General features: G+C 41.6%; 10 protein-coding genes. 9 read left to right on the top strand and 1 reads right to left on the bottom strand.

The annotated features are described in order from the left end of the window. Positions 1-77 precede the first annotated feature (77 nt). The 9 genes from ACTQ54_RS00645 (at position 78) to ACTQ54_RS00685 (ending at position 12,359) form a co-directional block, all read left to right on the top strand. Complete coding sequence (locus ACTQ54_RS00645) at positions 78-749, top strand: response regulator transcription factor (RefSeq protein WP_441753907.1); 672 nt, start codon at positions 78-80, stop codon at positions 747-749. Next, positions 749-1,870: a sensor histidine kinase gene (locus ACTQ54_RS00650; protein ID WP_441753908.1), complete on the top strand. Its 1,122-nt coding sequence runs from the start codon at positions 749-751 to the stop codon at positions 1,868-1,870. Before ACTQ54_RS00645 ends, ACTQ54_RS00650 begins: the two co-directional genes overlap by 1 nt. Before the next feature lie 699 nt (positions 1,871-2,569). Then, positions 2,570-4,327, top strand: coding sequence for an ABC transporter ATP-binding protein (locus ACTQ54_RS00655; RefSeq protein WP_441753909.1), 1,758 nt, complete (start codon positions 2,570-2,572; stop codon positions 4,325-4,327). Then, on the top strand, positions 4,327-6,177 hold the full coding sequence (locus ACTQ54_RS00660) for an ABC transporter ATP-binding protein (protein ID WP_441753910.1): 1,851 nt from the start codon (positions 4,327-4,329) through the stop codon (positions 6,175-6,177). Before ACTQ54_RS00655 ends, ACTQ54_RS00660 begins: the two co-directional genes overlap by 1 nt. A 173-nt stretch (positions 6,178-6,350) precedes the next feature. Continuing rightward, positions 6,351-7,115: a M15 family metallopeptidase gene (locus ACTQ54_RS00665; RefSeq protein ID WP_441753911.1), complete on the top strand. Its 765-nt coding sequence runs from the start codon at positions 6,351-6,353 to the stop codon at positions 7,113-7,115. Between the two features lie 244 nt (positions 7,116-7,359). Further along, positions 7,360-8,097 (top strand): hypothetical protein, encoded by a 738-nt coding sequence (locus ACTQ54_RS00670; RefSeq protein WP_441753912.1) that lies wholly within the window; start codon positions 7,360-7,362, stop codon positions 8,095-8,097. Between the two features lie 32 nt (positions 8,098-8,129). Further along, complete coding sequence (locus tag ACTQ54_RS00675; protein ID WP_441753913.1) at positions 8,130-9,914, top strand: serine hydrolase; 1,785 nt, start codon at positions 8,130-8,132, stop codon at positions 9,912-9,914. A gap of 757 nt (positions 9,915-10,671) precedes the next feature. Next, the gene (locus tag ACTQ54_RS00680) at positions 10,672-11,160 is read left to right on the top strand and encodes an Lrp/AsnC family transcriptional regulator (RefSeq protein WP_441753914.1); all 489 of its coding nucleotides are present in this window, start codon (positions 10,672-10,674) and stop codon (positions 11,158-11,160) included. Continuing rightward, entirely contained in the window at positions 11,157-12,359 is a 1,203-nt protein-coding gene (locus ACTQ54_RS00685; protein WP_441753915.1) for a pyridoxal phosphate-dependent aminotransferase, read from the top strand. Before ACTQ54_RS00680 ends, ACTQ54_RS00685 begins: the two co-directional genes overlap by 4 nt. A 106-nt stretch (positions 12,360-12,465) precedes the next feature. Here the strand turns inward: ACTQ54_RS00685 and ACTQ54_RS00690 are convergent, their stop codons facing one another. Further along, entirely contained in the window at positions 12,466-12,747 is a 282-nt protein-coding gene (locus ACTQ54_RS00690) for an ArsR/SmtB family transcription factor (protein ID WP_441753916.1), read from the bottom strand. Positions 12,748-12,916: the final 169 nt, after the last annotated feature.

The following is a 12,916-nucleotide window of genomic DNA, read 5'->3' on the forward strand; positions in this document are numbered from 1 at the left end:
CTTTTGAAGGTCTGTTTTTTACTTCCTTTACCTTCAGTTAATCTTTAGCTATTATATTTATTAAAAGAGGTGATTCGATGAATAATATTTTGGTGGTGGATGACAATATTCATACACAAGCATTAATGATGGCGATTTTAGAGGCTGAACAATTTAGTGTAACGGTGGCTAACGATGGACAAGAGGCCTTAGATATTTTGGAATCGCGTCATATTGATTTGGCAGTGGTTGATATTATGATGCCGAATATGGATGGCTATGAATTAACAAAAATTTTACGTGAAGCCAATAATGATTTACCGATTTTAATGATTTCGGCTAAACAGTTGCCAGCGGATAAGAAGCAAGGTTTTTTAGTGGGAATTGATGATTATATAACCAAGCCTTTTGACGAAGAAGAAATGATTTTACGTGTTCGGGCACTGCTGCGTCGTTCTAAAATTGCGTCAGACCGGCAATTAACGGTGGGTGACGTTGTGTTAGATCTAGATGCTTTTTCTGTGACTAAGGGCGAGGATGTGCAAGTCTTGCCACAGAAGGAATTTCAATTGTTATTTAAATTACTTTCTTATCCAGGCAAGATATTTACTCGAATTCAATTAATGGATGAAATTTGGGGGATGGATAGTGAAACTGGTTGGGAAACTGTGACGGTTCATATTGCCCGTTTGCGGAAGCGTTTTGAGGACTGGGACGAAATTGAAATTGAGTCTGTTCGTGGTCTCGGTTACCGTGCGGTGAAAAAATAATGACGAAAAAAGATCATAAGACTCAGGAAAATTATATTGAAAGCAAAATTCGTTCGTTTAAAAAGTGGCGCTTAAAACCAAGAATAATTTTATCAATGGTATTTACTTTGTTGGTTTTCGGTATTTTGGTTATCACCATGCTGATTGTGACGCTGTTGTTATTTATTGGGATGCACTTTGGAATTATTACGCTTTCGCATGGCCCGTCGCTCATGATTCCCATTCTGATTTTTGGGATTACAGCGATAATTACGGGGACCTTGGTTGCGACTTTGCTTTCGGGCATTCCGATTCGTCCAATTGACCGCTTAGTTAATGGGATGGATAAGTTGGCCAGTGGAGACTACCAAACACAAATTGATATGGGAAAATCAGCTATTGGTCAGCGTTTAACGACAAGTTTTAATGCTTTGGCGGATGAGTTGAATCAAACCGAAATGTTGCGGTCGGACTTTGTGAATAATATGTCGCATGAATATAAAACGCCAATGGTTTCCATCCGCGGTTTTGCCAAATTGATTCAAAAGGGCAACTTGAGCCAAGAAAAAGAAGACGAATATTTGAATATTATTATTGCCGAAATTGACCGCCTATCCTCACTGTCAACGAATATCCTTTACCTCACAAAAGTTGAAAACCAGAAAATCCTAACGGATATCGATTATTTTAACCTATCGGAGCAAATTCGCAGCTCGATTTTGTTGCTGGAAGAAAAATGGACAAGAAAAAATTTGCATTTTGAACTGAAATTCCCTGAGGTCTTCATTCATGCCAATGAAGAAATGCTGAAGCAAGTTTGGATAAATTTGATTGACAATGCGATTAAATATTCGCCTGAAGGTCAAAGGGTCGATATTTATGTGGTTGAAAATCAAGCATCGACCATTATTGCCGTCTCAAATCAAGGCGAGACCATCGCCCAGGACAATTTCAACCGCATCTACGGCAAATTCTGGCAAGCCGACCCCTCTCGCAATAAGGAAGGCTCCGGCATCGGTCTTTCCATCGTCAAATCCATCGTCCAGCTCCATAACGGCAACATCCAGGTCGAAAGCGACAACCAATGCACCACCTTTACCGTCACCCTAAATAAATATCCCTATATTAAAGACGAGGATTAAGTTGGGGAGATGGGGTGGCTAAAGAAAACCGCAAGTTAGCTTTTTTGGATGGAGAATAGACAGTTGCGGGGCCTTAGTTCGTCAGTTTAGGCCCTAAACTGACAGTTGGCGAGCTGTTAATCGTCTATTTATGCCCTAAACTGACAGTTGGCGAGCTGTTATTCGTCTATTTATGCCCTAAACTGACAATTGGCGAGCTGTTATTCGTCTGTTTAGACCCTAAACAGACAGTTGGCGAGCTGTTAATCGTCTATTTAGACCCTAAACAGACAGTTGGCGAGCTGTTATTCGTCTGTTTAGACCCTAAACTGACAGTTGGCGAGCTGTTAGTTGTCTATTTAGGCCCTAAACTGACAGTTGGCGAGTTGTTAATCGTCTATTTAGGCCCTAAACTGACGGTTGGCGAGCTGTTAATCGTCTATTTAGGCCTTAAACTGACAGTTGCGGCGCCTTAATCCGTCTTTTTACTCAAAAATAGGCCGTTTCTCCGTCTTTCTTCAACACACCCACCCCTATGGTTTAGACTCAGTTAATATTCATATCCTACAATACTTACTGAGATGAATGACCATACTTCTCTTAATCTTTTCATTTTCTTTCCTCATTGAAAGAATGAAACCGAATAGAAGCTAACTGAACGACCAAGTGGTTAGCTTCTATTTTCTTATTGCTAAATTATTTTAGACTGGAGGCCATTGTGTGTTAAAACTGACAAAATATTTAACCAAATCAGATTTGTTTTTAGCACTTGTTTCATTATGTTTAATTATCCTTCAAGTATATTTGGATTTGCGGATACCGGACTATATGAGTGAAATCACCATGTTAGTCCAAACCGACGGCAGCCAAATGGCTGATATTTATTCGGTAGGGGGTAAAATGGTTGCGGTCGCTTTCGCTAGTTTGCTAACGGCAGTTGTCATAGCGGTCATCGCAGCGAAAATCTCGTCCAATTTTGGAGCTAATCTTCGCGAAGTGCTGTTCGATAAAGTGCAATCCTTCTCCTTAGAAGAAATCAAACGCTTTTCAACGTCAAGCTTGATCACGCGGACGACGAACGACGTGACCCAAGTGCAAATCCTAATCGTGATGGGGCTTCAACTGATGCTGAAGGCACCTATTATGGGAGGCTGGGCTATCACCAAAATTGCCGGTAAAAGCTGGCAGTGGACAGCGGCAACTGCCGTCGCAGTCGTATTCTTGATGACAGTCGTAGGGATAGCAATTTTACTCGCGACACCTAAATTCAAAAAACTACAAAAACTCACCGACCAACTCAACTCGGTCACTCGAGAAAATATCACTGGTTTACGCGTTGTGCGTGCTTATAACGCTGAAGAGTACCAGGAAAACAAATTTGAAGCTGTTAACCAAGAAATGACCCAAACGAATTTATTTACAAGCCGCGTGATGTCGTTTTTAGGGCCAACGATTCAAATGACCATGTCGGGCTTATCCTTAGCGATTTATTGGATTGGGGCTATCTTAATTAATCAAGCCGGACTTGTTGAACGGGTTGGCTTATTCTCAGACATGATCGTTTTTTCTTCCTATGCGATGCAAGTGGTCATGTCTTTCATGATGTTAATCATGATATTTATTATGGTGCCACGGGCGAATGTTTCTGCACAACGGATTTTAGAAGTGATTGATACAGAACCTGCTATTACGGACGGAACACTGACCACGGCGCCGACTGCATCAAAAGGGCAAGTGGAATTTAAAAGCGTTAGCTTTAAGTATCCGAATGCGAGCGAATATGTGATTAAAGATATTAGCTTTAAAGCCAACCAAGGGGATACAGTGGCTTTTATCGGTTCAACTGGATCGGGGAAAAGTACGCTCGTTAATTTAATCCCTCGACTTTATGAAGCAACCGAAGGGGAAGTCCTCGTTAATAACGTGAATGTGAAAGATTATACGCAAGAAGCATTGCGGAATATGCTTTCTTATGTGTCACAAAAAGCCGTTCTGTTTTCTGGAACCATCAAAGAAAATATCGCTTATGGTCAAAATGGCCGTGGGGATGTTTCTGAAAGTGATGTGGTAGAAGCGGTCTACACGGCGCAGGCCAATGATTTTGTTGAAAAATTGCCTGAAACTTATGATAGTAGGGTAGCTCAATCGGGCACCAACTTCTCAGGTGGACAGAAACAACGTTTGTCGATTGCACGTGCCATTGCGCGTCGACCAGAGATATTTATTTTCGATGATAGTTTTTCGGCTTTAGACTATAAAACAGACCGCGCGCTGCGCGAGGCCTTAGCCAAAGATTGTCCGGATGCGACGAAACTGATTGTCGCGCAACGTGTGGGGACGATTCGGGATGCAGATAAGATTATTGTGCTGGATGAAGGCCGGATTGTGGGCGATGGAACGCATGATGAGTTAATGGCGTCCAATGAGGTTTACCGTGAGATTGCCTATTCACAACTTTCAGAGGAGGAATTAGCCTAATGAGTGAAAGAACAGAAGAGCAAAAGCGTCCAGCTGGCGGTGGAATGGGACCAGGACCGGGTGGACTAGGGCGAAGCTTTGAAAAACCGAGAGATTTTAAAGGTTCGTGGCTCAAATTATTTCAATTTGTGAAAGAATATTGGGTCGCAATGGGAGTGGCCTTAGTTGGGGCCATCATTGGGACGGTTCTAACTTTGATCGGACCAGATAAATTATCAGACTTAACCGATACGATTACCGCGGGATTCCTCGGTCAAATCGATATGAATCGCATTAAAGAAATTGCCTTTATCTTAGTTGTATTTTATATTATTTCTGCTGGTTTGAGCTTGATACAAGGCTTGATCATGGCGCAAGTAACACAAGGCATTTCCAAAAAACTACGAACCAGTATTTCGCAAAAAATAAATACCTTACCGATCGCCTATTTTGACCAAACGACTACCGGAGATATTTTATCCAAGGTGACCAATGATATTGATACCATGGCGCAATCCATGAACCAAAGTGTGAGTACTTTGGTAACGGCTGTGACTATGTTGTTTGGATCTTTGTATATGATGTTAACGACCAATGTGACCTTGACGGTGACAGCAATCTTGTCAACGCTGTTAGGATTTGGCTTGATGTTTTTAATTATGAGCCAATCACAAAAATACTTTAAGAGCCAACAAAGAGACTTAGGGTTGATTAACGGTCATATTGAAGAAATTTACACCGGTCATTCAATCGTAAAAGTCTATAATAATATTAACCACACTAAAGAACGTTTTGACGAGATTAATAACAGCCTGCGAACCAGTGGCTTTCGTGCCCAAAGTTTGTCTGGCTTGATGATGCCGATTATGCAATTTATCGGAAACTTTGGTTATGTTGCCGTTTCGGTTGTAGGTGCTGCTTTAGCGATCGAAGGCCGCATTACCTTCGGGGTAATTGTTGCCTTTATGATGTATGTCCGCTATTTTACGCAGCCACTCAGTCAAATAGCCCAAGGGATGCAGTCGCTACAATCAACGGCGGCAGCTAGCGAACGTGTGTTTGATATGTTAAATGCGGCAGATATGGCAGATGAATCACACAAGACTAAAGAATTGATCAATATTGAAGGAAAAGTCGAATTTGAAAATGTTCGCTTTAGCTATGACGAAGAGGCCGAAAATGCCGATCCCGTTATTAAAAACTTTTCCGCCACTGCCTACCCTGGCCAAAAAATTGCGATTGTTGGACCAACAGGTGCTGGGAAAACAACCATGGTCAACCTCTTGATGCGCTTTTACGAAATAAAAAGTGGCGATATCCGTATCGATGGCCAGTCTATTCAAGACTTCACCCGCGCCAATATCCACGACCAATTTTGTATGGTCTTGCAGGACACTTGGGTGTTTGAAGGAACCATTCGTGAAAATCTAGTTTATGCCGAAGAAAACGTCAGTGATGAACAAATTCTCCAAGCCAGTAAAGCTGTGGGCTTAGACCACTTTATCCAAACGTTACCCGAAGGCTACGACACTGTTCTGAACGACCAAGTCAGCCTATCTGAAGGTCAAAAGCAACAAATCACCATTGCGCGGGCCATGATTGCCGACCGTCCAATGCTGATTTTAGACGAAGCGACAAGTTCCGTGGATACCCGGACGGAAATCATTATCCAAAATGCTATGGATGAGCTAATGAAAAATCGTACATCCTTCATTATCGCCCACCGTTTGTCGACTATCCGCAACGCTGATCTGGTTCTGGTGATGAAAGAAGGCGACATTATCGAAAGTGGGACGCATGATGACCTGCTGGCAGCCGACGGATTTTACGCTGAACTTTACAACAGCCAATTTACGGAAGAAGCTGCTTAACCCTTTAATAAATATCTCTGCTAATAACCACCTGCTTGTACTTTTACACAGTAGGTGGTTATTTTAACTGGTGTTAGGGATATTTATTTTCTATATAATGTTGCAAATAAATTATCTATGCTATAATTAAATAGATTTTTTTAAAATAAATTTAGAATATTAAGGAGATAAAAATGGTTCGAAATGTACTCAAAGCAATCTTACGCTTTATCACAGCCATCTTCATTTTTTCAATTTTTATACCAGTAGCGTCTGCCTATGAATTAATTGATCCAGAATTGATAGAGCCTTTGTACAGCGATTTGACAGTGGAAGAATTAGTAAAAGACTTGCCTAAATCAGCTAGTTTAGATGATCCGTTCTTAATGCTCATCAACCGCGATAACCGGATTACAGAAGATATCCAAATGGAATTTGCACAAACAGGGTCTGGTCATTATTATGATGCTGCGATTGCAGAAGACTTTGAAAATTTAATTACAGCTGCGGAATATGAAGGCCACTACTTCCAAACCATTTCGGCTTACCGAACAATGGCTTACCAGGCTAACAACTTTGATTCGCGCTACTATTCCTATATTAGTGCAGGTTACAGCGAAGAGGATGCCTTTTACATGACCGACATGTTCGTTGCGCCAGCCGATGCTACCGAACACTCAACGGGCTTAGCCTTTGACTTACTCGGTTATGACTGGAATGAATACGGCCGTGACCTCCACCAAGATTACCAATACTATCCGTCTGCCATTTGGTTGGCTGAAAATGCCCACCACTATGGCTTTGTCATCCGCTATTTATACGGCAAAACCCCAATCACAGGCTATGAATATGAACCTTGGCACATCCGTTATGTCGGCGTCGACAACGCCAACTTTATGTTTGAACACGGATTGACCTTAGAAGAATACTTATCCTTAATCAATCTTCGAGACAATTAATAAATATCTCTGCTAAACCAAGGGACTTTTCTTAAGCTCCTTGGTTTTTAGGAGACGATATTTTGACGGAGGATGTGCTAGCTACTCGGATCTGCTAGCTACAACTAAGGGTTTTAGCAGAGTAATTTATTTAAAAAGATTAAATTTTAATCTTTCTTTAGCTAAATCTCATTTGCTTTTAGTGAATATGTGTTACTATAAAAAAGATGTTAACTAGAATGAATTAGTAAAAGGAGCCGTTAATATGAGAAGCTCAGTCGAATATTATCCAGATTATGAAAGCATTACTTTGCCTGACCATTATTTAAAAATTGAAATTCCATCTTGGGAAGCGGTGGCACAACCGACACTCGAGACGATTTTGGAGCAATATAAAGCCATTGCGCGTGTTAGTACGGATGTTCTGACAGATGATATGGTCGCGGCTTTAGAAATTCCTAATATTAATAATGTCAATCAATTGACTCAATATGCGATTGATTATTATCAAAAAAATAGCCGCCAACGAAAATTTTATAATGAAATTTTACCATTTTTGATGGCTTATTTTGCCGAAACAACGGAGGTTGTGATGAATAGCGAAGAAAAAGAAGCTTACTTTGATCGCTATTATGAGCAACTGAACCAATTTGCTGAAGAAGAAAATATGGACTTAGAAACCTATGGTGCCCAAATCCTACAACTTGCCCATCCAGTGATGCAGGGGATTGAAGAGCGTGCCGAGGAAGACTTTATTTTCCATTTGATTGCCCGCAAAAGATATGCTGAACAAGGTTTATCTTTAGACGAGGAAGCTTACGAAGACTTTATCCATCAAAATGTTTTACACCAATTAGCGGATGAAATTGAGATTCGTGTTCGCTTGCCTTATACCAAATTCAAAGAAATGATGCCTGAGATGTTGTTTACGCAAAATTTATATGATTACTTTACAGAAAAAATTCGCTTTGTGAAAAGCGATCAAACAGATCAAGAGATTTAGCAGAGATATTTATTTTAAAAGGAGAGGTGAGATTGAAAAAGAGCCATCGAATTGCGACGATTATTGGTTTGGGAGTGCTCGTTGGGGTTGTTTTCTATTTTGTGCTGGGTGCTTTTGTGCAGCCGACTGTGAATAACTCGATTTCCAATTGGTCGTCCAATAGTTTTCAATCGTTGTTTGCTTCAGGTGACACTGAAGAGGTTGAGAAAGTGATTGTACATCGCGACCCACCGCGCCTTAATTTAAAAAATGAACACAGTATTTTAATTGAAGACCTGCGTGTGTCGGGCATCAATGTTTTTGTGGAGCAGTTTGATGAAGAGGAAGGCCTGATGGAGGAGGTCGCTGAGGAGACTTCCAGCTATGTCGAGCCGGAGTTGATTAGCAATCTGCCTTGGTTTTACTACAGCCCTTATGTTAAGGAAGTTTCGCCTTATTCCACCGCCAATAAATATCAGCTGATTGAAAATGAAGGCTTGAATGCTTTTCAACGTGTGCGCCATGAAGGCGAAGAGTTGCTGTTTCAAAACAATGAAGCCTACACCGGTTGGTATAGCACGCCGTTTGATGGTTGGTATTATTACAGCGAAGGCGTGATGAATCCTGAAATCCGCATGTCTGCCATTGATGTGGGAGATTTATTAGCTGAAAGAGATATTTTGACTTTTTTAGCACCTAACGTCAAAAAAGAATTTTTCTTTGTTGAAGATACGATGAAATACAGTGGCTTGATGAAGCGGACCCCGACGAATTATAGTATTTTGTTTAAAAATCCTGATAGTATGATTTTGACGAGTCCGCCCGGAACCATTGATTCAACTATGCTCACGACGACAAAAAATTATGTCGATATGCCGATGGAAGTGCTGGAAGAAGTAAAGACATTCAACGGCGACTGGCTCCGCATTGCGATTGGCTATGATGAAATCGGCTGGATCAAAAAAGACGTGAACTTTTCCGACTATGTCTACACTTATTACAGTGAGCGCGAATTACTCGACACGATTCAATATGTTTTAATCGACGAGTTGAATCAAATCAATGCCAGAGTTGGCGCATCCTTTGTCAATACTGAAACCATGAGTCAGGTCAGCGCTTATGACCAGACCTTTTTCCCAGCAAGTACGCAAAAAATTTACGTTCTAGGGGAACTCTACCGCCAATATTCTGAAGGCATCCTTGACCCTTACGACACCGTTGTGATGTATAACTACGACAAAGTCCCTGGTGCCGGTATTATCCAAGGCTACCCAGACGGCAGCGTCTTTACCATTGACGAATTAGTTAACTTAGTTGTTATTTATTCCGATAATACAGCCGCGAACATGTTAATCGATACCGTTGGTGGCGGTGCAAATATTAATCCCGACATTCACGCCCTCGGCCTTTACAACACCTATGTTGATGGGAAATATTACCAAGATTCAAGTGGATTTGTCACCACCCCAAGTGATGCGGCTCGTTTCTTCGCCCTCTTGTACAATAACCAAGTCAACGGCGAGCCTTGGGACGAACTCTTGATCGAGAAATTTGGCTACAACACCCACAATTTCTTGACCAACTATATCCCTTACACCACCACTTACTGGAACAAGTCCGGTCTAGGTGGCACCGAACAAAACGACGTCGCCAGCTTTGTCACCGACTTCGGTAGCTATACCTTGGCCGTCTATACCGCCGAGCCTTACAATTATGATATCATCGGGGAGCAACTCGGCATGCTGTCCTTGCGCGTCCACGACGTCTACAACGAAATCCGCAGCCAACTCTGGATCACCGTTGAAGACTCGCAAGCCTATGAAGAAGCCAACCACTAAAATAAATATCACTGCTACCCATCCCATCGTCCGGCGTTTTTGCGCCGAACGATGGGATGGGTTGTTTACTGCTTGGGGATGGGTGGTGGTGAGTAGGTAGCGGTCGGATGAAAGAGTGATTTCATCCGAGCGGTTAGTGTGCGCTCGTTTGAAAAGGAGATTTCATCCGAGCGGTTAGTGTGCGCTCGTTTGAAAAGGAGATTTCATCCGAGCGGTTGGTTCGTGCTCGTTTGAAAAGTGAGTTTCATCCGAGCGGTTGGTTCGCGCTCGTTTGAAAAGGAGATTTCATCCGAGGGGTTAGTTCGCGCTCGTATGAAAAGGAGATTTCATCCGAGCGGTTGGTTCGCGCTCGTTTGAAAGTGGTGTTTCATCCGAGCGGCTTGTGCGCGCTCGTTTGAAAAGGTGATTTCATCCGAGCGGCTGCCTCGCGCTCGTTTGAAAAGTTGATTTCATCCGAGCGGATTGTCCGCGCTCGTATGAAAAGGTGGTTTCATCCGAGCGGCTGGTCTGCGGTCGTATGAAAAGAGGATTTCATCCGAGCGGCTGGTTCGCGGTCGGATGAACGAGTGGTTTCATCCGAGCGGTTAGTTCGCGGTCGTTTGAAAAGTAGATTTCATCCGAGTGCTCCCCAGCCCCCAATCTCACCCCGCGCTATAATTACCTTTAGAAAAAATTATTAAAATCAAATGAGAATTAAAAGCTATTCCAAGTATTATCTGCTATAATAGCGGAAAGTATATTTGAAAGAAGGAAGCTTATGGGGAGCAAGGAACAAATACTTCAATTATTAGAAAATGACAGCCGCCTCACACATAAAGAAATTGCTATGATGTTAGCGATGGAAGAAGAGAGTGTGACGCAACAAATTCGTGAAATGGAAAAAGAAGGCATTATTTGCGGTTACCATACCATTGTCAATTGGGAAAAAACCAATGATGCGGATGTGTCTGCGATTGTAGAAGTTCGTGTTAATCCACAACGTGGACAAGGATTTGATCGGATTGCAGAGAAAATTTATCAATTTCCTGAAGTACAAGCTGTGTTTTTGATTTCAGGCTCATATGATTTTTCAATTGAATTAAAAAAAGCACCGATGCGTGATATAGCAAACTTTGTTTCTTCACGCTTATCGATCATTGAAGAAGTACAATCAACTTCTACCAATATTATTCTAAAAAAATACAAGGATCATGGGACAGTTTTTGTCAAAGAAGATGATGAACAACGCTTGGTGGTATCGCCATGAGAGATTTTATTAGCGAAAGAGCCCTTAATATTCAAGAGTCAGGTATTCGACGTTTTTTTGAATTAGCCAATACCTACGATGATATTATTTCACTCGGAGTAGGGGAACCGGATTTTCCAACCCCTTGGCATGTTCGAGATGAAGCGATTTATGCCATTCAAAAAGGCAAAACTTTTTATACTTCTAATGCAGGTTTGATGGAACTCCGTGAGGCCATTGCGGATGAAGTAAAATTAAAAACGCAAACCAGCTATAATCCTAAAACGGAAATCATTGTCACTTGCGGAGGCTCAGAAGCCATCGATCTAGCCTTAAGGTCAACCATCAATCCAGGGGACGAAGTTATTTATTGTATGCCAGCCTATGTGACCTATGTTTCTTGTATTAAATTAGCAGACGGTATTCCGGTGGAAATCCATTTAAAAGAAGAAAATCAATTTCGCTTAACTGCCGATCAATTGCGAGCAGCCATTACGCCAAAAAGCAAAATTTTGATGCTGAATTATCCTAATAATCCAACTGGAGCGATTATGGAAAAAGAAGATTTGGAAGCTATTGCTGACCTTATCATCGAGCACGACCTCCTGGTGATTACCGATGAGATTTATTCAGAATTGACTTATTTGGATAAACCCCATGATAGCGTGATTTCACTTCCGGGAATGCGTGAGCGGACGATTTACATGAATGGATTTTCAAAAGCTTATGCTATGACCGGTTGGCGTCTGGGCTATCTATGTGCGCCGGATTATTTGACCAAACATATGGCGAAAGTCCATCAGGCAACCATCATGGCAGTCAGCACCATCAGCCAGTTTGCAGGGATTGAGGCGCTTCGAAATGGCCAGGCTGACATTAATCAGATGCGCGAGTCCTACAATCAGCGCCGGAGATATTTAGTTTTAAGTTTAAGAGAAATGGGTTTACCGTGTTTTGAACCGCTCGGAGCCTTTTACGTGTTTCCAAATATTTCGCAGTTTGGCATGACCTCTGAGGAATTCGCTATGAAACTCATTGAGGACCAACATTTGGCGGTCATTCCGGGCAGTGTTTTCGGTGATTCCGGTGAGGGCTTCGTCCGTATTTCCTATGCTTATTCCATGAACCAACTGCGCGTGGCCATGGCCCGCCTAGCCGAATTTATCGAAAAACTTCGGACAAGCGAAACCCAACCCCTTCAAACCCTTTTAAATAAATAACGCCGTTTAAAAAGTCGCTAACGAATATTCGTCAGCGACTTTTTTAAATATAAAAGGGGAGGTGGTGCCCAACCTCCTAACAACAAAGCAATAAACGCCAATTAATTTAGCCCAAAGTTTCAATGACTTGAATTGCCATTGGATTAACTAGGGTATAAAACAATTTAGTACCTTCGCGACGTGATGAAACAATGCCTGCTTCACGCATTTTGCTAATATGTTGAGACACGGTTGATTGAGATAAATTCAAACTCGTTTGAATAGTGCCGACATTTTGAACGCCATGTTTATAAAGAATTAAAGCGATTGAATAGCGAATCGGATGTGCGAGTAAACGGATGACCGTCACTTTATCATTCAAGTCTTTTGTTTCAATATCAATCTCCATCAGATAAACCTCCTCTTAGAATAATTTAATATAAGGATTCATTAATAATAACCCTAGTTTACCACATCCAATCCATAAGATAAAGATTGTATTAAAAAATGAAAAGAATATTCTAATTTATTGAAAAAATATCTTCTTGAACATTAATTAACTAGACGTCATTCATCAT

This window comes from Fundicoccus sp. Sow4_H7 (genome assembly GCF_052115865.1).
Taxonomy (GTDB): Bacteria; Bacillota; Bacilli; order Lactobacillales; family Aerococcaceae; genus Fundicoccus_A.

What these genes read in the sequence shown, in the direction of transcription:
- ACTQ54_RS00645 (WP_441753907.1), top strand. Translation starts at nt 78, where the DNA reads ATGAATAATATTTTGGTGGTGGATGACAATATTCATACACAAGCATTA.
- ACTQ54_RS00680 (WP_441753914.1), top strand. Translation starts at nt 10,672, where the DNA reads ATGGGGAGCAAGGAACAAATACTTCAATTATTAGAAAATGACAGCCGC.
- ACTQ54_RS00685 (WP_441753915.1), top strand. Translation starts at nt 11,157, where the DNA reads ATGAGAGATTTTATTAGCGAAAGAGCCCTTAATATTCAAGAGTCAGGT.
- ACTQ54_RS00690 (WP_441753916.1), bottom strand. Translation starts at nt 12,747, where the DNA reads ATGGAGATTGATATTGAAACAAAAGACTTGAATGATAAAGTGACGGTC.
- ACTQ54_RS00660 (WP_441753910.1), top strand. Translation starts at nt 4,327, where the DNA reads ATGAGTGAAAGAACAGAAGAGCAAAAGCGTCCAGCTGGCGGTGGAATG.
- ACTQ54_RS00670 (WP_441753912.1), top strand. Translation starts at nt 7,360, where the DNA reads ATGAGAAGCTCAGTCGAATATTATCCAGATTATGAAAGCATTACTTTG.
- ACTQ54_RS00650 (WP_441753908.1), top strand. Translation starts at nt 749, where the DNA reads ATGACGAAAAAAGATCATAAGACTCAGGAAAATTATATTGAAAGCAAA.
- ACTQ54_RS00665 (WP_441753911.1), top strand. Translation starts at nt 6,351, where the DNA reads ATGGTTCGAAATGTACTCAAAGCAATCTTACGCTTTATCACAGCCATC.